Consider the following 20246-nt stretch of genomic DNA (forward strand, 5'->3'; position numbering starts at 1 on the left):
CTCAGCCGGCAGCCGCTTCGTCCGCAAGATAGCGGCCGGTAGCGGCGAAATAGACCATTTCAGCGACGTTCGTGGCGTGGTCGCCGATCCGCTCCAAATTCTTCGCGACGAACAGCAGATGGGCGACCTGACTGACCGTGCGGGGATTCTCGACCATGAAGGTCACGAGCGTCCGGAAGATGGAGTCATAGAAATCGTCCAGCGCGGTGTCGCGCTCGCAGATCGCTGCCGCGGCCTCGGCGTCGCGCGCGGAAAAGGCATCGAGCACGTCGTGCACCATGTCGCTGGCCAGCTGCGCCATCGCCGGAAGGATCGAAATCGCCTCGATGCGGTCTTCGCCCTCGGTGTGGATCATCGGCACGCGCTTGGCGATATTCTTGGCATAGTCGCCGATGCGCTCGACGACCGCCGCGATCTTCAGCGCGGCGATCACCTCGCGCAGATCGTCCGCCATCGGCGCGCGCAGGGCGATCACGCGGACGACCAGTTTTTCGATCTCCGCTTCGATCGCGTCGATCTGCTTGTCCTTCTTGCGGACTTCCTTCGCGAGCGCAGTGTCGCCGCGCTGCAGTGCCTTCATCGCGTCGTGGATGGCCTGCTCGGCAAGGCCGCCCATCTGCGAGATCAGCGCGCGCAGCTTGCCGATGTCCTGATCGAAGGCCTTGACGGTATGTTCGTGGCCCGTAGCCATTAGCCGTACCTTCCGGTGATGTAGTCTTTCGTCCGCTCTTCGCGCGGCGCGGTGAAGATGTTGTCGGTGTCGCCATATTCCACCAGATTGCCCAAGTGGAAAAACGCAGTGCGCTGGCTCACGCGCGCCGCCTGCTGCATGTTGTGCGTGACGATCACGATCGCATAGCGGCCGCGAAGCTCGTGGATCAGTTCCTCGATCTTCGCCGTGGCGATCGGGTCGAGCGCGGAAGCCGGCTCGTCCATCAGGATCACTTCGGGATCCACGGCGATCGCCCGCGCGATGCACAGCCGCTGCTGTTGTCCGCCGGACAGGGCCGTGCCGCTTTCCTGCAGCCGGTCCTTCACTTCTTCCCACAAGCCGGCCCGGCGCAGCGAGCGCGCGACGATCTCCTCAAGGTCCGTCTTCGACGCCGCGAGCCCGTGGATACGCGGGCCATAAGCGACATTCTCGAAGATCGACTTGGGAAACGGGTTCGGCTTCTGGAATACCATGCCGACCCGCGCGCGCAGCTGCACCACGTCCATGTCGGGCGAATAGATGTCCTCGCCGTCCAGCGTGATCTGCCCTTCGACCCGGGCATTGCCGATCGTGTCGTTCATCCGGTTCAGGGTACGCAGGAAGGTCGACTTGCCGCAGCCCGAAGGCCCGATGAAAGCCGTCACGCGGTCCATGTCGATGTCGATCGAAACGTTCTTCACGGCTTGCTTCTCGCCGTAGAAGACGTTCACGTCGCGTGCGGTCATCTTATGCGGAACGTCGGTCATCACCAGCGGGTCTCGAACTTGTTGCGAAGATAGATGGCGATGCCGTTCATGGCGAGCAGGAACACCAGCAGCACGATGATCGCGGCGCTGGTCTTCTCGACAAAGCCACGGCTGACTTCGTCGGACCACAGGAAGATCTGAACGGGCAGCACGGTGGCCGGATCGGTCAGGCCCGAAGGCGGCGTCACGATGAACGCGCGCATGCCGATCAGCAGCAGGGGAGCGGTCTCGCCCAGCGCGCGCGCCATGCCGATGATCGTGCCCGTCAGGATACCCGGCATCGCCAGCGGCAGGACATGATGGAAGACGACCTGGATCGGGCTGGCGCCGATACCCAGCGCCGCATCGCGGATCGACGGCGGCACCGCCTTGATCGCATTGCGGCTGGCGATCACGATCACCGGCATGATCATCAGGGCGAGGGTCAGGCCGCCCACCAGCGCCGCGGAGCGGGGAAGCAGCGGACCGAAGCGGTAGCCGAACAGCGACCAGCTGCCGAGGAACACCGCAAGCCCGAGCAGGCCGAAGATGATCGAAGGGACCGCCGCGAGGTTGTTGATCGACACTTCGATCAGGTCAGTCCAACGGTTCCGCGACGCATATTCTTCCAGATAGATCGCCGAGAGCACGCCCACGGGAAAGGCGATCAGGAAGGTCACCAGCATCGTCAGCAGCGAGCCCTTGAGCGCACCCCAGATGCCCACCACGACCGGATCGGTCGAGTCCGACGCCTTGAGGAAGTTCAGGTTGAGATGCCGGGAAACCATGCCCGCATCGCGAAGCTTGGCGACCGCGGCGAGCAACTCCGGCGTGCCGCGTCCCGCCATGGCCTGATCGATCTCGCTGGAAGCCGGAACCTCGATGCGAACGGTGCGGTCGAGCACCGACGGATCGTGCTTGATCGTATCGCGCACGGCCACCCATGCGCTTTCGGAGATGAAGTCCTCGCCGCCATCGCCGAACGCCGCCACGGCCGCGCCCTTGACTGCGTTCTCCAGCCCGGCGCCCGCCAGCGCCAGATCCGCGCCTGCGGTCTGGAGCTGCGCGCGTTCCACGGTGACGCCGCTCGCCCGGAAGTCGATCGGCAGCGCAATGTCGGTGCGCGTGAACCCACGCCAGCCCTGCGACATCATCGTGACGAGCAGGAAAGCCAGGAACGCAGCCGACAGCACCACGGCCGCCAGCCCGAAGAAGCGGAACCGGCGCTCCGCGGCATACCGCCTGCGGATGCGCCGCTGCATCGACTGCGTCTTCCAGTCGGTCGGTGCACGCTCCGCGGGCTCGTGGCCCTCGATCGGCAACTGGGGGATCAGCGAGCTACTCATACGCTTCCCGGTACCGCTTGACGACGCGCAAGGCGACGATGTTGAGCATCAGCGTGATCACGAACAGCGTCAGGCCAAGCGCGAACGCAGCGAGTGTCTTGGGGCTGTCGAACTCGCTCTCGCCGGTCAGCAGATCGACGATCTGCTTGGTGACGGTGGTCGCGCTCTCGAATGGGTTGAGCGTGATATTCGCGGCACCGCTCGCGGCCATCACCACGATCATGGTCTCGCCGATCGCGCGGCTGACGGCCAGCAATATACCGGCCACCACCCCGGGCAACGCGGCCGGGATCAACACGCGGGAGATCGTCTCGCTGGTGGTCGCCCCCATCGCCAGGCTTCCGTCCCGCATCGCAGTGGGCACAGCCGCGATCGAGTCGTCGGCCATCGACGATACGAACGGGATGATCATCACGCCCATCACCAACCCGGCCGCCAGCGCGCTTTCGGAACTGGCATAGGGAAAGCCGAGCGCGACGGCGAGGTCGCGGACCGCCGGCGCAACCGTCAGCGCCGCGAAATAGCCATAGACGACGGTCGGAACGCCCGCGAGGATCTCGAGGATCGGCTTCATCCAGCGCCGCACCTTTGGCGCGGCATATTGGGTGAGATAGATCGCGCTCATCAGGCCGAACGGGATCGCCACGATCATCGCGATCACCGCGCCGATGAAGAAGGTGCCCCAGAACAGCGGCACCGCACCCAGCGACTTGCCGGGCCGGGCCGGATCGATCACCTGCGGGCTCCAATGCGTGCCGAACAGGAAGTCGGTGATCGATACCTGTCCGAAGAACCGCAGCGACTCCCACAGCAGCGACAGGAAGATCCCCAGGGTGGTGAGGATCGCAATGAGCGAAGCTACGAGCAGCACCAGCATCACGCCGCGCTCGACGCGGCTCCGGGCCGGAAAGTTGGCGCGAATGCGGGTAAAGGCGAGGGCGCCGCTGGCAAAGGCGAGCAGGATGGCGATTGCAGTGCCGATCCACGCGTAGCGCGTCTCCGCGATCCGGGTCGGCGCCACCAGTTGCTGTGCGACGGGATCGAAGGCGGTGGCGCCTGGCTCGTCGGCAACCCGACTGGCTTCGGCCAGCAGCGCGTCACGCTCGAAATCGAACTGGGGCAGCTGCGCGGCTGCGGGGTGTTCGAGCACTTCCTGCTTCACCAGCGTAGGCGAGACCGCGCTCCAGGCCGCAACGAACAGCAGCGCCGGCAGCACGACCCAGATCGCAACGAAGAAGCCATGCTGTGCCGGCAGCGAGTGGAGGCGCTTGGCTCCGCCGCGATCGAATCCGGCGGCGCGCGCACGCGCGGTCAGCCAGCCGATCAGGCCAAGGCCGGCAATCAGGAAGAGGAGGGCGAGTGCGTTCACGGTAGCGATCTCAATGCAGGTCGGCTGGGTTCAACGCCAGTCGCTGCGCGACCACCTGACCGGCCCGCGCGCGAATTGCGTTGGGAGCGGCGATCAGGCCCCGCGAGGCCAGCCTGCCGCCCGGGTTCCACATGCTGGTGTACAGCTGCAGGAAGTCTGACAGGCCAGGAACCGCGCGAAGATGCCGCTTCTTGACGTAAAGGTATAGCGGGCGGGCACCTGGATACTCGCCAGAGGCAATCGTCTGCGCCGTGGGGGCGATACCGTCGACCGGCGCACCGCGCAGCCGATCGGCATTTTCCTCCAGATAGGAATAGCCGAACACGCCCAGCGCATTGGGATTGGCGGCAAGACCCTGGACGATCAGATTATCGTTCTCGCCCTTGTCGATATAGGGTCCGTCGTCGCGGATGCGCTTGCAACGCTCCTCGAACGCGGCCTGATTGGTCTGCGCCTTGAGCGCCTTGGCTTGCGGATCCGCCTCCACGCAGCCGGGTGCCAGGATCAATTCGACCAAAGCGTCCCGCGTGCCGCTGGTGGACGGTGGGCCCATGACCTGGATGGGAAGGGCAGGCAGCGCCGAATTGACGTCGCGCCAGGTACGCGCGCGGTTCGGCTGGCCGTTCGGGTTCGCGGCCAGCGCCAGGTACAGGTCGCGCTTGCTGAGACGCAGATTGGGGCCGTTCTTCGCCTCGGCGATCGCCACGCCGTCGATGCCGATCTGCACTTCCAAGATCTCGCCGACGCCGTTGCGCTGACACAGGGCATATTCCGACTTCTTGATGCGCCGCGAGGCATTGGCGATGTCGGGGAACTCCCAGCCCACGCCGGCACAGAACCGCGCGATGCCGCCGCCAGTGCCGATCGATTCCACTACCGGCGCCTTGCGGCCGCCGCCCTGGTTCACGAACGCTTCGGCCACCGCGGTGGTGAAGGGATATACGGTGGAGGAGCCGACGACGCGGATTTCCCGCGCCGTGTTGCTGCCACAAGCGGTCAGCGCGAGCGCGCCCGCTATCAGTGCCAGCCTGCCGATAATCGCCGTTCCCCCATTTCGAAGCACGAGTCGAACAAATGCCTCGCCGGATGCGCTGTCTTGCAACACGGTTACGCCTTTATGACACGGACTGCAGGGGAAGAAGGATGGTCACGGCCGTGCCCTTGCCCACCACACTGGAGATGTCCAGCCGGCCGCGGTGCCGCTCTACGACATGTTTGACGATCGCCAGCCCCAGACCGGTGCCGCCCAGCGATCGGCTGCGCCCGGAATCCACGCGATAGAAACGCTCGGTTAGGCGGGGCAGGTGCTGCGCCGGAATTCCTTCGCCCTCGTCGGTAACCGTCAGGCGAACCATCGACGTGCCGTCCGGGATCAGCGTAACCGTCACGGGCGTGCCTTCGCGTCCATATTTCATGGCGTTGCCGATGACGTTGTGGAGCAACTGGCTCAGCTGCGTCATGTCGCCGCGGATGGGCGGCACGTCTCCGATCTGCGTCACCACGTCCGCCGCACGCGGGCTGCCCGACAGTTCCTGACAGACCTGGCCGACCAGATCGCCCATGTTCACGGACTGGTTGGGTGCGCGGTACTTTTCCGCCTCGATCCGGCTGAGCGAAATCAAGTCGTCGATCAGCCGCTGCATCCTGCGCGCCTCGCCGAACATGATCTTGAGGAACCGCCCGCGGATCTCTGGATCGTCGCCGGCCTCGTCGGCGAGAGTCTCGACATAGCCGAGCAGCGACGCGAGCGGGGTGCGCAGCTCGTGGCTGGCATTCGCCACGAAGTCGACGCGCATCCGTTCGGCGGCGTAGCTGCCGGTGCGGTCGATCAGATGAACGACGCGCCTGCCGTCATCGAGATTGCGCATCCGCATCTCCCAGCGCTGCTCGCGCGCGCCCAGGCCCACCAGGTGGATCGGGCCGCCATTGGCGCCGTCCTGCGGGTCCATCAACCTTTCGGCCGCGGCGGGATGGCGGATCGCGACTCGCACGTCCTCGCCCAGTATGTGCTGCCCCAGCAGCTCGCGCGCGCCCTGGTTCGCGGCTTCGACATGGTGGTCGGCGATGACCAACAGCGGTTCGGCGATCGCTTCGATCACCGCCGCAAGCTGCGGGGCCTGTACCGCCGCTGGCACTGCCGGCGCCGCCACGATGGCGGTCGGCGCGTCGTCATGGGCGCCCGATGCCACCAGCACCGCCGCGACCCCGCAGACCAGCACGATCAAGCCGCCTTGCGCGTCCCCATTCATCAACAGGCTGGCGAGTGCGCCCAGCGCGACCAGCGCGATGGCGAGGAAGGAACGCAATCCAAAGAACACGGGCATCGGCATGCTCTACCGCAACTCCGTCTTCAAGCGAGCGATGATTTACGATTGCGAAAGACGCGCGGGTGCAGAACAAGGTCCTATGGCCGACGAACCGCAAGGATCCGAGACGACCCGCCGCCGCGCATTGATGCTCGGCGCGGCAGGTGCATCGGCGATCGTGTCGATACGCCCGGCGCTGGCGCAGACCAGTGCGTCGATCACCAATTGCGAGATCCCGGTGCCCGATCCCGGCCGTGCCGGCAGCTACATCGCCGCGGATGGATCGCTGGTCCCCGCCGGAACGCCAGGCGCGTTCCCGCCGCCAAGCGGCACCTTCAAGGCGGAGGATGTTCAGCGCGCGCTCGCGGGGGGCAATTTGCCGGGGGCGGATTACGACCGCAGCCGCGCCTACACCAACTATATCCGCCGCTTGCAATCGGGCACCAGCGGCTTCACGTGCTTCGCGTCGCTGCAGATGCCACGCGGCTGACGCCGTGCCGCCTCCCGCCTATCGCGCCGCGCGCGAGGTGACCCTTCGGGTCGTCCCGCTCGATGCGCTTACCCTGATATACCACCGAGCATCCGGAATCACGCATGTCGTGGATGCGCCGGTGCCCGAGATATTGCAGGAACTCGGTGACGAGGCGCTGACCGCACCGGCGCTGCTGGCGCGAATGGCCGACCGGTTTGCCTTGATCGATGCCGACGGCGCGGCACTAGAGGCGCGGCTTGAGGAACTGGTAATCGCGGGGCTGGTGGAGCGCGTGTGCGCCACGTGACGCAGTTGCGCATCGGGCCGGTGGGGTTCCGGGTCGGGAGCGACTGGCGGCAGCCGATCGCCGCGCTCCAGGATCTGTACCGCGACTATCCCGCACCCGAGGATGGCATTCCCGATTTCAACGTCCACCTGTTCGCCGCTCGCCCGTGGCGCCGCGTGCTGAGGCCGGCGGTGCACATCGGCGGCGACTTCGTCATGCCGGGCGCCGCGCCGTTGCCGCTCGCCCAGGGCTTGCTGGCGGCGGAAATGGGAATGAACCTGCAGATGGCGCTCGGCCAGCGCCGCTATCTTCTGCTGCATGCCTCGGCGGTCGAACGCGGCGGCAAGGCATTGCTGATGACCGGCCTGTCGGGGGCGGGCAAGTCGACCCTCGCGGCACTGCTGATGGCGCGCGGCTGGAGGCTGATGGGTGACGAGTTCGCGCTGATCGATCCCGACACGGGACTGGTGCACGGCTTCCCGCGGCTGATCAGCCTGAAGAACGAAGCGATCAGGGTAGCGCAACGGGCATTGCCAAAGGCGCGGTTCGGCCCGCTTCTCGAGGGAACGCCCAAGGGCACGATCCGGCACCTGGTGCCAGATGCGGCGGCGATCGCGGCGATGGCGCGCCCAGCGGTGCCGGCTTTGCTGCTGTTCCCGAGCTTCGGTTTCGAAGCCGGCGAACGCGAAGTACTGCCCAGCGAAGTGTTCGTCCGCCTTACCCAGGCGTCGACCAACTATGTCGCCCTGACCGAGCGCGGCTTCACTGCGCTTGCCGACCTGGTCCGCACCGTGCCGGCACGCGCCATCGACTATCCCGACACTGCCACCGCGCTTGCCCAGGTCGAACGGCTGTGGAGCGCCCTATGACCAGCGGCGCTCTTCTCGTCGGGGCGCTACGGGAGCCGGTATCCACGATCGGCCTGTCTCCTGCGCAATGGACCGCGTTGCTCGCCATCGCCCGCGCCGAGCAGCTCATCGGCACGCTCGGCTACCGCCTGCACGGCATGCCCGTCCCGGCGCCCGTGGCCAGGATCCTCGAAGAGGCCCGGCACTCGGCCGAGCAGGGCCGCACCGCCGCCTTGTGGGAAGCGGAGATGGCCCGCCGCGCGCTCGCGCCCGTCGGCATAGCGGTGATCCTGCTCAAGGGCACGGCGTTCGTCGCCGCGGGCCTGTCGGCGGGGGTAGGGCGCTCGATCGGCGATCTCGACATCCTCGTTCCGCACGCGCGGATCGGCGAAGCCGAGGCGGCGCTGCTCGCCGCCGGCTGGGAGTGGGTGAAGCCGGACGCCTATGACGATGCCTATTATCGCCGCTGGATGCACGAGTTGCCGCCGCTGATCCACCGCGAGCGCGACCGCATGATCGACGTTCATCACACCATCCTCCCGCTCACCGCCCGGATCACGCCGGATGCCGAGGCGCTGATCGCCGACAGCGTCGCGCTGGGAAGCGAGCTGCGGATGCTCTCGCCGCCGGATGTGCTGTGCCACGCCGCCGCTCACCTGTTCGCCGATGGCGATCTCGCGGGCGGGCTGCGCAACCTGTGGGACATCCACTGCCTGGTCGAGGAGTGGGGTACCGCAGGCCTCCACGATCGGGCGCGCCTGCACGGCCTCGCGCCCGCGGTGGCCAGGGCGATGCGCCAGGCGCACCGGCTCTACGGCACTGCGGTTCCCGAGGAATGGCGCGGCTGGACCACCCAGGACGCATTATACCGTCACCGGCTGCTGGCGCGCGACGGCTGGGGCAGGCCGACGCGGCGCCTCACTAGGCTCGCCTTCTACATGCGCGGCCATGCCCTTCGCATGCCCCCGGCCATGCTGGCCCGCCACCTCGTGACCAAGTGGCGCAAGGGCCACGCGCCTGGCTGATCTTACAGCTCAGGCGCCGTGATAGCGCGGCGCCGTCCTGTCTCGGGAGCAGTTCTTTGCCACCAGTGCCTCGGCGGCGGCGTAATTGTCCCAGTCGCGAATATCGGGCAGCGACGGGATGCACACCGGCTCTTCCATCTCCAGCGCGCGCAGCGAGGCGACCACCAGGTCATCGGCCCGCATCACCCGTTCGGGTGGGAAGTTCTCGATCGCGTTTCCGGCGACTTCGTGGAAATCGGTGGCGATCACGCCTGGCACCAGCAATTGCACACGCACGCCCGTGCCTTCCGCCTCGGCCTGCATGTGGCGCGTGAATGCCATCACGTAGTTCTTGGACGCGCCATATCCGGCATTGCCTGGAATCTGCATGAACACCGTGCCCGAAGACACGTTGATGATCGTGCCGCGCCCAGCAGCGATCATCGACTTCATCGCGGCAGCGGAAAGCCGGCTGAGCGCAAGGACATTGACTCGCAGCATCGTCTCTAGCGCGTCAGGATCCAGCTCGGCGACACGCCCGCGTGAGGCATAGCCGGCGTTGTTCACCACCATGTCGACACCGCCCTGCTCAATCCGCGCGACGACCGCGGCCACGCCCGCATCGCTGCCCAGGTCGGCAGGCAGGATTTCCGCCTCTACCCCGGTAGCGTCCGCCAGCTCGCGGGCGAGATCCTCCAGCCTGTCGGCGCGCCGCGCGACCAGCACCAGATCGTGGCCGGTGCGTGCCAGATGCTCGGCATAGCTCTTGCCGATGCCGGCGGAAGCGCCGGTCACCAGCGCGCGGGGTCGTCCGTTGGTCATGCAATGCTCCTGTGGTTCGGCTCCCCCAAACGCACGAGCGTCGGCACAAGCTCAACGAAATGATCGATGACGGCGTTCGCGCCGAGCGCATGCACGCCATCGCCCAGGAAGCCGAAGCTTACCGCGATGCTCGGCACGCCGGCACTACGCGCAGCCTCTATATCAAAGCGTGAATCCCCGACGAACGCCGCGCGCCCGCCGCCGCACCGCTTGATCATCTCGAACAGGGGAACAGGGGAGGGCTTGGCGGTGCCGGGCCCAAGACTGTCTCCGCCGATCACGGTCGCGAACGCATGCGCCACGCCCATCGCTTCCAACAGCTCGGTCGCGAGGCGCTCCGCCTTGTTGGTCACCACCGCCAGCGCCACGCCGGCGGACATCAGTGCCTCCAACGCCTCGGCAAGCCCGGGATAGGGCTCGGTCTGCATGGTCAGGTGCGCTTCGTAGAACCGCATCAGCGCGGGATAGGATCGATTCAGGAGATCAGGCGTGCAGCCGCCCGTCGCCTCCAGGCCCAGCGCCAGCATGTGGCGCGTACCCTGGCCGATCAGCGTCTTCACCTTGGGGAGCGGCAGATCCGGTCGCCCAAGCTGTTGAAGCGCGTGGTTCAACGCGCCGGCAAGGTCGGCACTGGTGTCGAACAACGTGCCGTCGAGATCGAACCCGACAATGTCGAAGGCGAAGCCGGTCATGGCGCGTGCCTGGCAGCAACCCTATGGAAATGGCAAGCTTCCCGTGGCAGGGCAGCGGGTGGAGGGGCCATGACATCACCGATCGCCGCAATCATCCTTGCCGCGGGCAAGGGTACGCGGATGAAGTCCGACACGCACAAGGTGCTGCACCCGATCGCGGGCAGGCCGATGTTGCTGCATCTGATCGACAGCGTCGCCTCGCTCGATCCCGCGCGAACGATCGTCGTGGTGGGCGCCGGGCGCGAGCAGGTCGAGGGAGCGGTGCGGCCACTCGGTGCCGAGATCGTGGAGCAGGTCGAGCAATTGGGCACGGGGCATGCGGTGCTTCAGGCACAGGCGGCGCTGTCGGATTTCACCGGCGACGTGCTGATCCTATATGGCGACGTGCCGCTGGTGTCTGCGGCCACGTTACGCCGGATGCTCGACCGGCTGCATGAACCCGACATGCCAGCGACCGTAGTGCTTGGTTTCCGTCCCGCCGATCCCGCCGCCTACGGCCGGCTGATCGTCGACGCCGATGGCGGTTTTCGGCGGATCGTCGAGTTCAAGGACGCCTCGCCCGAAGAAGGGGCCGTGACCTTGTGCAACTCCGGGCTGATGGCGGTGCGCTCGACCGACCTGTTCGGCCTGCTTGCCCGCGTGACCAACGCCAACGCGGCAGGCGAATATTATTTGGTCGACCTCGTCATGCTGGCAGCACAGGATGGCCGCAGCTCGGCAGTGGTGGAGACCGACGCGGCGGAGGTCGCCGGCGTCAATAGCCGCGGCGAACTGGCGGCTGTGGAAGCTGAATGGCAGCACGCCAGGCGCGCGCGTGCGATGGCGGACGGCGCCAGTCTGACGGCGCCCGACACCGTGTGGTTCGCACATGATACGGTGCTTGGCCGTGACGTGACGATCGAGCCCAATGTGGTGTTCGGGCCCAAGGTCGAGATCGGCGACGGCGTTACCATCCACGCCTTCAGCCATCTGGAAGGCGCGAAGGTCGCTGCCTGCGCGGACATCGGACCCTATGCGCGGCTGCGCCCAGGCACGGTTGTCGGCGAGGGTGCCCGAGTGGGCAATTTCGTCGAGACCAAGAATGCGGTGCTGGAGGCGGGTGCCAAGGCCAACCATCTGACCTATCTGGGCGATGCGCGGATCGGCGCGCGCGCGAACATCGGCGCGGGCACGATAACCTGCAACTATAACGGCTATCTGAAGCAGCGAACCGATATCGGCGAAGGTGCATTCATCGGTTCGAACAGCGCGCTGGTGGCGCCGGTGCGGATCGGCGACGGTGCGATCGTAGCGGCCGGCAGCGTGGTGACGCAGGATGTCGAAGCCGATGCGCTGAGCATGACGCGGGCGCCGCAAACGGCCAAGCCGGGCTGGGCCAGGAAATTCCGTGAAGTGATGCAAGCCAGGAAGGCAGCGAAGTAACATGTGTGGAATCGTCGGGATCCTGGGCAAGGAAGCCGTTGCGGATCGCCTGTTCGAAGGGCTGAAGCGGCTCGAATATCGCGGCTATGATTCGGCCGGCATCGCCACCCTTCATGACGGAGCGATCGATCGGCGCCGCGCCGAGGGCAAGCTGGTCAATCTGGGCAAGCGCTTGATCGAAGCACCGCTGCCCGGGACGACCGGCATCGCCCATACGCGCTGGGCGACGCACGGCGCGCCGACCGAGGACAATGCCCATCCGCACATCGTCGGCGACGTGTCGATCGTGCACAACGGCATCATCGAGAATTTCAAGCCGCTCCGCGACGCGTTGATCGCCGAGGGGCGCACGTTCCTGAGCCAGACCGACACCGAAGTGGTGGCGCATCTCGTCAGCCGCGAGCTGGAAGGCGGCAAGAGCCCGCGCGACGCAGTGGCGGCGGTGTTGCCGCAGCTGCACGGCGCGTTCGCCGTCGCGTTCCTGTTCAAGAACGAACCCGACCTGCTGATCTGCGCGCGGCTGGGTGCACCGCTGACCGTCGGGTATGGCGAGGGTGAGAATTACCTTGGGTCGGACGCGCATGCGCTGGCATCGCTGACCCAGCGCATCGTCTATCTGGAAGAGGGCGACTGGGCGGTCCTGACGCGCGACGCGATCGAGATATTCGACCAGTCGAATGCGGCGGTGGAGCGCCCGATCGTCCAGTCGGGCGCCTCCGCTGCGCTGATCGACAAGGGCAACCACCGCCACTTCATGCAGAAGGAGATCTACGAACAGCCGGTCGTGGTCGCCCAGACGCTGCAATCCTATATTCGCCCGCTCGAGCAGATGGTGGCTATGCCGGACATGAGCTTCGACCTGTCCACGGTCGAGCGCGTGGTGATCGTCGCCTGCGGCACTGCCAGCTATGTCGGGATGATCGGCAAATACTGGATCGAGCGCTTTGCCCGGCTGCCGGTGGAAGTCGATGTCGCCTCCGAATTCCGCTATCGCGATCCGGTGCTGCTGCCGAACACGCTTGGCGTGGTGGTCAGCCAGTCGGGGGAAACCGCCGACACGCTGGCGGCGCTCCGTCACATGAAGGCGAACGGCGTCACCACCGCCGGGATCATCAACGTGCCGACCAGCTCGATGGCACGCGAAGTCGACCTGTTGCTCTCGACTCATGCTGGCCCGGAGATCGGCGTCGCCTCGACCAAGGCGTTCACCTGCCAGCTTGCGGTCATGGCTGCGCTGTCGGTCAATCTGGCGCGTGCCAAGGGCAAGCTGTCGGGCGAGGAAGAGCGCGAGATCGTCGGTCACCTGATCGAGGCGCCGGCCGCCATCAACGCCGCGCTCGCGCACGATGCCGACATCGAGGCGATGGCGCACACTATCGCCTCGGCGCGCGACGTGCTCTATCTCGGCCGCGGTCCCGATTACCCGCTGGCGCTGGAGGGCGCGCTGAAGCTCAAGGAGATCAGCTACATCCATGCCGAGGGATATGCCTCGGGCGAGATGAAGCACGGGCCGATCGCGCTTATCGACGATTCGGTGCCGTTGATCGTGCTGGCACCCTCGGGTCCGCTGTTCGAGAAGACGGTGTCGAACATGCAGGAAGCCAAGGCCCGCGGCGCCCGCGTCGTGCTCATCTCGGATGCCGAAGGGCTGGCGCAGGCAGGCGAAGACGCGGTCGCGACGATCGAGATGCCGCAGGTTCATCCGCTGATCGCGCCGCTTGTGTATGCGATCCCGGTCCAGCTGCTTGCCTACCACGTCGCCGTGGCGAAGGGCACGGACGTCGACCAGCCGCGCAACCTCGCAAAGTCGGTCACCGTCGAATAAGGATCCGGGCGCGCTGCCATTTGGCTGGTGCGCGCGCCCTTGGTCACCGCTCCCGCAAGGCGAGTGTGGCCTGCGCGCGCTTCAGATGCGGCATGTCGAGCATGGCGCCGTCGAGCCCAACCGTTCCAGCGCCCGGGTTGGCGGCAAAGGCGGCCAGGACCCGCTCGGCCTGCGCGATCTCTTCTGGCGAGGGTGAAAAGGCGCGGTTGATCACCGGCACCTGGTCCGGGTGGATCGCCATCATGCCGCGAAAGCCGGCGCGCCGCGCCCTGACGGCGACCTTTTCGATCCCGGCAAGGTCGCGGAAGTCGCCGTGGATGGTCTCAATCGCCGTCACCTTGGCGGCCGCTGCCCCGGCCAGGCAGAGTGCGCGGAACAGCTGGTAGGGGAATGCATACTCCCCGTCCTCTTCGCGGTTGTCGCTTGCGCCCAGTGCTGCGGCGCTGTCCTCGGCGCCCCAGGTGAGCGCCGCGAGCCGCGGACAGCCCGCATAGTCGCCGAGCCCGAACAAGGCTGGGGCGGTTTCGGTCGCCACGACCATCGTCGGGATGCCGCCGCGGGGCAGACCCGCGGCGACTTCCAGCGCGGTGAGATAATGGTGCAGCCGGTCCGCCTCGGCACGGGTGGCCTTTGGAAGCATGATGCCGTCGGGCCTGCTCGGCACCACCGCGGCGAGATCGGCCAGGCCATGTTCGCTGTCGAGCGGGTTGATCCGCACCCAATAAGGTTGCGCGCGCTCCGCACTTGCCAGCCGCTCGGCCACGAGTGCACGGGCTTCGGCCTTCTTCTCCCAGGCCACCGCGTCCTCGAGGTCCAGCAGCAGAAGGTCCGCCGCGCTGGAGGCGGCTCGAACGAGCTTGCGCTCGGAATCGCCCGGGACGAACAGCAGCGAACGCGCAGACAAGGCATGGGTCATCACCAAGACCTAGAACCGCAGCGGGCAGAGGTAAACCGCGCCGTCACCGCTGCGGTATCGGATCGCCTCCGCACGCGGCCACTGCGTCGAGCACGGACTGCGCCAGATCCTTTCGGCAGATCAGCAGATCCGGGATGCTGGTGTCGGCGCGGTTGTAGACGAGCGGCGACCCGTCGATGCGCGACGCGTGCAACCCTGCCGCCAGCGCCACCGCGACCGGCGCGCAATTGTCCCATTGGTGCTGCCCTCCGGAGTGTAGATAGATCTCGGCTTCGCCGCGCACCACGGCCATCGCCTTGGCACCTGCCGACCCCATCGGCACCGGCTGCGCGCCGAGCGTGTGGCCGACGTCCACGCACAGCCTGCTTGCCCGCGACCGGCTCACCAGCATGCGGGGAGGATGGTGCGGGGGCGGAAGATCGGGCGGGCATTCGCTCGACAGCGTCACCCCCAGCCGGGGCAGCGCCACGGCGCCGATCTCGGCACGTCCGTCGATGGCGAGCGCGACATGCACGGCCCAGTCGCCGCGCCGCTCGGCGAACTCGCGAGTGCCATCCAGCGGGTCGACGATCCATACGCGCTTGTGATCGAGACGCGACAGGTCGTCGGCGGATTCCTCCGACAGGATCGCATCGTCGGGCCTCGCCTCGCGAAGCCGGTCGAGGATCAGCGTGTTGGCTTCGCGGTCGCCGCGATGGCCCTGGGCGCAGTCGTTCTGGATGGCCAGCAACAGCGTGCCAGTCTCGGTGGCGATCCTCCGGGCCAGTTCGGCGTCGCTCATGCCGCTCGCTTCCCCATCACAGCACCGGGGACCAGATGCCCATAATCTCCTCCACGATCCGTTCGGCCGCATCCTCGGGCGTGCAGCGCGTCGTGTCTATACGGATTTCTGGGTTCACGGGCGCCTCGTACGGGCTGGAAATACCCGTGAAGTTGGCGATCTCCCCGGCGCGGGCTTTCTTGTACAGGCCCTTCACGTCGCGTGCTTCGGCGACCTCCAGCGGCGTGTCGATGAAAATCTCGAAGAATTCGCCCTCGGGAACCATCGAGCGCACCATCTCCCGATCGGCGCGGAAAGGCGAGATGAACGCCGTCAGCACGATCAGCCCGGCATCGGTCATCAGCTTGGCGACCTCGCCCAGGCGGCGGATATTCTCGACCCGGTCCGCGTCGCTGAACCCAAGGTCGCGGTTCAACCCGTGCCGGACATTGTCGCCGTCCAGCAGGAAGCTGTGCCTGCCCAGCGCGTGCAGCTTCTTTTCGACCAGATTGGCGATCGTCGACTTGCCCGATCCGGACAGTCCCGTGAACCACAGCAGTCGCGCTTGCTGCCCCTTTTGCGCGGCGTGCGCCTCCCGCGTGATCTCAACCGCCTGCCAATGGACGTTCTGCGCGTGCCGCAGCGCGTGGCGCAGCATGCCGGCCGCTACCGTCGCGTTGCTGACCTTGTCGATCAGGATGAAGCCGCCCAGATCGTGACTGTCGGCATAGGGCTCGAACACCAGCGGGCGGTCGACCGCGATCTCGGCGACGCCGATGTCGTTCAACCCTAGCGTCTTCGCCGAAGTCTTGGCGAGGGTGTTCACGTCCACGACGTGCTCGGGCGCGCGCACGACCGCACTGACGGTCTGTGTCCCGAGCTTCAGCCAATAAGCGCGCCCGGGTAGCAGTGCTTCCTGGTCCATCCACACGATCGTGGCCTTGAACTGGTCGGCGGCTTGCGGTGCGTCGTCCGCGGCGGCAATCACGTCACCGCGCGAGCAGTCGACCTCGTCCGTCAGCGTCACGGTGACCGACTCGCCGGCGGCGGCATGGTCGCGGTCCCCCCCCAATGCGACGATACGGCCGATCCGAGTCGTTCGGCCCGAGGGTAGGATCCGAACCGCGTCGCCTGGACGCACCGTGCCGCTGGCGATCAGGCCGGCGAAACCACGAAAGTCGAGGTTCGGGCGGTTGACCCATTGCACGGGCATGCGGAACGGCCGAGCGCGGTCCGCTTCGACATCCACCGCCACCGCCTCGAGATGGCCGAGCAGCGTGGGGCCGCCGAACCACGGCATGTTCGCCGACGGTGCCGCGATGTTGTCGCCCTTGAACCCGGAAATCGGAATGGCCGTGAAGTCCCGGATCCCGATCGACTTCGCGAAACCGGCATAGTCGCGGACGATCGCGTCATAGGCCTGCTGGTCATAGCCGACCAGGTCCATCTTGTTCACCGCCAGCACGATCTGGCGGATGCCCAGCAGATGGCACAGATAGCTGTGCCGCCGCGTCTGGGTGAGCACGCCCTTGCGCGCGTCGACCAGGATCACCGCCAGATCCGCGCTCGACGCACCCGTCACCATGTTGCGGGTATATTGTTCATGGCCCGGCGTATCGGCGACGATGAACTTGCGCTTCTCGGTCGCGAAGAAGCGGTACGCCACGTCGATCGTGATGCCTTGTTCGCGCTCGGCGGCGAGACCATCGACCAGCAGCGCGAAGTCGATCTCCTGACCCTGGGTGCCCAGGCGCTTGCTGTCCGCCTCCAGGCTGGCCAGCTGATCCTCGAAGATCATCTTGGAATCGTACAACAACCGGCCGATCAGCGTCGACTTGCCGTCATCGACCGATCCGCAGGTGATGAAGCGCAGCAGCGACTTGTTCTGGTGCTGGTGCAGGTAGGCGGCGATGTCGGACGCGATCAGCGCGTCGGGGCGATAGGAGGTCATCAGAAATACCCCTCCTGCTTCTTTTTCTCCATGCTCGCGCTCTGGTCGTGATCGATGGCGCGCCCCTGCCTTTCGGAGGTGGTGGTAAGCAGCATCTCCTGGATGACCTGCTCCAGCGTCGCGGCCTCGCTTTCCACTGCTCCGGTCAGCGGATAGCAGCCCAACGTCCGGAACCGCACCGAACGCTCGACCGGTACTTCGCCAGGCTCCAGCCGGAAGCGCGCATCGTCCACCATCAGCAGCAGCCCGTCGCGCTCCACCGTCGGCCGCCTGGCGGCGAAGTATAGCGGCACGATCTCGATGTTCTCCGCCAAGATATATTGCCAGATGTCGAGCTCGGTCCAATTCGACAGCGGGAATGCACGGATGCTCTCGCCCTTGTTCTTCCGGGCATTGTACAGGCGCCACAATTCGGGACGCTGATTCTTCGGGTCCCAGCGGTGCGTGGCGGTTCGGAACGAGAAGATGCGCTCCTTCGCGCGGCTCTTTTCTTCGTCCCGCCGCGCGCCGCCGAACGCCGCATCGAAGCCATATTGGTCCAATGCCTGCTTAAGGCCCTCGGTCTTCCACAGATCGGTGTGAAGGCTGCCATGATCGAAGGGGTTGATGTCCTTCGCCAGCGCCTCCGGATTCTGGTGGACGATCAGGTCCATGCCGGCCGCCGCCGCAGCGCGGTCGCGCAGCGCGTACATCGCCTTGAACTTCCAGGTGGTGTCGACATGGAGGAGCGGGAAGGGCGGGGGAGCCGGGTAGAACGCCTTGCGCGCCAGGTGCAGCATCACGGCGCTGTCCTTGCCGACCGAATACAGCATCACCGGCCGCTCAGCCTCCGCGACTACTTCGCGCAGGATGTGGATGCTCTCCGCCTCGAGCCGCTGAAGATGAGTCAGAGGTGGCGTCGCCGGGGATTGCCCGACGGGGGAAGTTGGCGCTTGGACCACGGAAGATAGCATCGCGCGGATTTAGGAAGTGCCTCCCCGCCGCGCGATCTAGTTTATGTTTAGCCTGCCATACCGGGTTCCGGTGGGACGTCTTCGGCTGGCGCGCGCCGCCTCTTGAGCAGCGCGCGTACCGGCTCAGTCGAGCTTGGGCTTGCCGACACCCACCAGCGTGAGCCCGGCGCGCTCGGCTTCAGCGGGCGGATAGATGTTGCGCAGATCCACCAGCAGCGGAGTCTTGAGCGTGGCGGCGATCCGCTTCAGATCGAGGGCGCGGAACTCGTCCCACTCGGTCACGATCACCAGCGCGTCCGCGCCTTGCGCAGCGACATAGGGGCTGTCGCAGAACTCGACATCGGTCAGCATCGGCTTGGCCTGTTCGACACCCTCGGGATCATAGGCACGGACTTTGGCGCCGGCATCCTGGAGCGCCGCGATCACTGACAGGCTCGGCGCGTCGCGCATGTCGTCGGTGTTCGGCTTGAAGGTGAGGCCGAGCACGGCCACCGTCTTGCCATGTGCGTCGCCGCCCATCGCCTTGATCACCTTGCGGCCCATGGCGCGCTTGCGCGTGTCGTTGACCTGCACGGTCGCCTCGACGATGCGCTGCGGCGTATCGTTGTCGGCGGCGGTCTTGAGCAGCGCCAGCGTGTCCTTGGGGAAGCACGAGCCCCCATACCCCGGACCGGCGTGCAGGAACTTGCCGCCGATACGGTTGTCCATGCCGATGCCGCGCGACACTTCCTGCACGTCGGCGCCCACCGCCTCGCAAAGGTCGGCAATTTCGTTGATGAAGGTGATCTTGACTGCAAGGAAGGCGTTGGCGGCGTATTTGATCAACTCGGACGTACGGCGCCCGGTGAACAGCACCGGCGCGTTCTGGTTGAGCGACAGCGGGCGGTAGATCGCCCGCATCACGTCGCGGGCCGCTTCGTCGTCGGTGCCGACCACGACACGGTCGGGCCGTTTGAAGTCCTCGATCGCGGCGCCTTCGCGCAGGAACTCGGGATTCGATACCACCTTCGCGCCGCTGTCCGGTGCCACCTCGGCGATGATCCGCTCAACCTCGTCGCCCGTGCCCACCGGCACAGTGGACTTGGTGACGATGACGCTGGGCTTGGTGAGGTTCTCGGCGATCTCGCGCGCTGCGGCGAAGACGTAGGAAAGGTCGGCATGGCCATCGCCGCGCCGGCTGGGGGTGCCGACGGCGATGAAGATCGCGTCGGCATCCTTTACCCCTTCCGCCAGGTCGGTGGTGAACGACAGGCGTCCCGACCGAACGTTGGTCGCGACGAGTTCTGCCAAGCCCGGCTCGTAGATCGGCATGACGTTCTGGTGCAGCAGCTCGATCTTGCGGGCATCCTTGTCGACGCAGACCACCTCATGGCCGAAATCCGAGAAGCAGGCACCGGAAACCAGGCCGACATAGCCCGTGCCGATCATGGCAATACGCAACGCATTTCCCCTAGGGTGAAGGACCTACGCGCCCTTAACGAACCCCGGCGGTAGCGCAAGGGCAGGCGCATGCCAACCTGCCACGCTGGCGATCGTTTCACGCAGGCAATAAAAAAAGCGGCCTTTCGGCCGCTCTTCTGTCAGGTTCAACGTTGGGCCGACGTCAGGTCTTCACAGGAAGTCCACGGCGCCAGCCCAAACGGTATGGATTAGAACGGACGGATGTTGTCGCCGCCTGCACCGTCGCGGAAAAAAGAAAGCAAAGCGAACATCGATTTTCTCCCATCGCGCGCCACTGGGTGCGCACCGACATCGTTAACGGCTTCTTAACCCTGTTTCAATCAGTGTTTCTGCGTAGTATGGAAGGGAAAGGCGGTGCTCTGCACGTTTAACGCTT

At 66.3% G+C, this 20246-nt stretch carries 19 protein-coding genes; 6 read left to right on the forward strand and 13 right to left on the reverse strand.

Annotated features, from left to right (window positions below; genetic code table 11):
• Position 1: 1 nt before the first annotated feature.
• Genes phoU through LZ586_RS17880 form a run of 6 tightly spaced genes read right to left on the reverse strand, consistent with a single transcriptional unit; the run spans position 2 to position 6476 of the window.
• Positions 2-691, reverse strand: coding sequence for a phosphate signaling complex protein PhoU (gene phoU, locus LZ586_RS17855; protein ID WP_235077638.1), 690 nt, complete (start codon positions 689-691; stop codon positions 2-4).
• Positions 691-1458 (reverse strand): phosphate ABC transporter ATP-binding protein PstB, encoded by a 768-nt coding sequence (gene pstB / locus LZ586_RS17860; RefSeq protein WP_235077639.1) that lies wholly within the window; start codon positions 1456-1458, stop codon positions 691-693. The genes phoU and pstB overlap by 1 nt, the downstream gene beginning before the upstream one ends.
• On the reverse strand, positions 1458-2783 hold the full coding sequence (pstA, locus tag LZ586_RS17865; protein WP_235077640.1) for a phosphate ABC transporter permease PstA: 1326 nt from the start codon (positions 2781-2783) through the stop codon (positions 1458-1460). The genes pstB and pstA overlap by 1 nt, the downstream gene beginning before the upstream one ends.
• A complete protein-coding gene (gene pstC / locus LZ586_RS17870) occupies positions 2776-4152 on the reverse strand; it encodes a phosphate ABC transporter permease subunit PstC (RefSeq protein ID WP_235077641.1) in 1377 nt (458 codons plus the stop codon). The genes pstA and pstC overlap by 8 nt, the downstream gene beginning before the upstream one ends.
• Positions 4153-4162: 10 nt before the next feature.
• Positions 4163-5215 carry a substrate-binding domain-containing protein gene (locus tag LZ586_RS17875; protein WP_235077642.1) on the reverse strand — a complete coding sequence of 351 codons (1053 nt, stop codon included), beginning with the start codon at positions 5213-5215 and terminating at the stop codon, positions 4163-4165.
• A gap of 52 nt (positions 5216-5267) precedes the next feature.
• Positions 5268-6476: an ATP-binding protein gene (locus tag LZ586_RS17880; RefSeq protein WP_235077643.1), complete on the reverse strand. Its 1209-nt coding sequence runs from the start codon at positions 6474-6476 to the stop codon at positions 5268-5270.
• An 82-nt stretch (positions 6477-6558) separates the two neighbouring features.
• On the opposite strand from LZ586_RS17880, the gene LZ586_RS17885 reads away from it, so the two are divergent.
• The 4 genes from LZ586_RS17885 to LZ586_RS17900 are packed head-to-tail and all read left to right on the forward strand — an operon-like array spanning position 6559 to position 9089.
• Positions 6559-6948 carry a hypothetical protein gene (locus LZ586_RS17885; protein ID WP_235077644.1) on the forward strand — a complete coding sequence of 130 codons (390 nt, stop codon included), beginning with the start codon at positions 6559-6561 and terminating at the stop codon, positions 6946-6948.
• A 37-nt stretch (positions 6949-6985) separates the two neighbouring features.
• Positions 6986-7237 carry an HPr-rel-A system PqqD family peptide chaperone gene (locus tag LZ586_RS17890; RefSeq protein WP_235077645.1) on the forward strand — a complete coding sequence of 84 codons (252 nt, stop codon included), beginning with the start codon at positions 6986-6988 and terminating at the stop codon, positions 7235-7237.
• Entirely contained in the window at positions 7225-8085 is an 861-nt protein-coding gene (locus LZ586_RS17895) for an HprK-related kinase A (RefSeq protein WP_235077646.1), read from the forward strand. Before LZ586_RS17890 ends, LZ586_RS17895 begins: the two co-directional genes overlap by 13 nt.
• Entirely contained in the window at positions 8082-9089 is a 1008-nt protein-coding gene (locus LZ586_RS17900) for a nucleotidyltransferase family protein (RefSeq protein WP_235077647.1), read from the forward strand. The genes LZ586_RS17895 and LZ586_RS17900 overlap by 4 nt, the downstream gene beginning before the upstream one ends.
• A gap of 9 nt (positions 9090-9098) precedes the next feature.
• Here the strand turns inward: LZ586_RS17900 and LZ586_RS17905 are convergent, their stop codons facing one another.
• Entirely contained in the window at positions 9099-9890 is a 792-nt protein-coding gene (locus LZ586_RS17905; RefSeq protein ID WP_235077648.1) for an SDR family NAD(P)-dependent oxidoreductase, read from the reverse strand.
• Positions 9887-10582, reverse strand: a complete 696-nt coding sequence (locus LZ586_RS17910; RefSeq protein ID WP_235077649.1) for an HAD-IA family hydrolase — start codon at positions 10580-10582, stop codon at positions 9887-9889. The genes LZ586_RS17905 and LZ586_RS17910 overlap by 4 nt, the downstream gene beginning before the upstream one ends.
• A 69-nt stretch (positions 10583-10651) precedes the next feature.
• On the opposite strand from LZ586_RS17910, the gene glmU reads away from it, so the two are divergent.
• Together glmU and glmS are read left to right on the forward strand one after the other, a co-directional pair.
• On the forward strand, positions 10652-12004 hold the full coding sequence (glmU, locus tag LZ586_RS17915) for a bifunctional UDP-N-acetylglucosamine diphosphorylase/glucosamine-1-phosphate N-acetyltransferase GlmU (RefSeq protein ID WP_235077650.1): 1353 nt from the start codon (positions 10652-10654) through the stop codon (positions 12002-12004).
• Between the two features lies 1 nt (position 12005).
• Entirely contained in the window at positions 12006-13829 is a 1824-nt protein-coding gene (glmS, locus tag LZ586_RS17920; RefSeq protein ID WP_235077651.1) for a glutamine--fructose-6-phosphate transaminase (isomerizing), read from the forward strand.
• A gap of 43 nt (positions 13830-13872) precedes the next feature.
• Here the strand turns inward: glmS and LZ586_RS17925 are convergent, their stop codons facing one another.
• From LZ586_RS17925 to LZ586_RS17945, 5 genes are all read right to left on the reverse strand, one after another.
• Entirely contained in the window at positions 13873-14745 is an 873-nt protein-coding gene (locus tag LZ586_RS17925; protein ID WP_235077652.1) for an HpcH/HpaI aldolase/citrate lyase family protein, read from the reverse strand.
• A gap of 43 nt (positions 14746-14788) precedes the next feature.
• On the reverse strand, positions 14789-15526 hold the full coding sequence (locus LZ586_RS17930; RefSeq protein ID WP_235077653.1) for a 3'(2'),5'-bisphosphate nucleotidase CysQ: 738 nt from the start codon (positions 15524-15526) through the stop codon (positions 14789-14791).
• 16 nt (positions 15527-15542) lie between these two features.
• A complete protein-coding gene (cysN, locus tag LZ586_RS17935) occupies positions 15543-17456 on the reverse strand; it encodes a sulfate adenylyltransferase subunit CysN (protein WP_235077654.1) in 1914 nt (637 codons plus the stop codon).
• Positions 17456-18409: a sulfate adenylyltransferase subunit CysD gene (gene cysD, locus LZ586_RS17940; RefSeq protein WP_235077655.1), complete on the reverse strand. Its 954-nt coding sequence runs from the start codon at positions 18407-18409 to the stop codon at positions 17456-17458. The genes cysN and cysD overlap by 1 nt, the downstream gene beginning before the upstream one ends.
• A 123-nt stretch (positions 18410-18532) precedes the next feature.
• Positions 18533-19849, reverse strand: coding sequence for a UDP-glucose dehydrogenase family protein (locus tag LZ586_RS17945; RefSeq protein ID WP_235077656.1), 1317 nt, complete (start codon positions 19847-19849; stop codon positions 18533-18535).
• Positions 19850-20246 lie beyond the last annotated feature (397 nt).

It is taken from the genome of Sphingomonas sp. S2-65 (assembly GCF_021513175.1).
Classification (GTDB): Bacteria; Pseudomonadota; Alphaproteobacteria; order Sphingomonadales; family Sphingomonadaceae; genus Sphingomonas.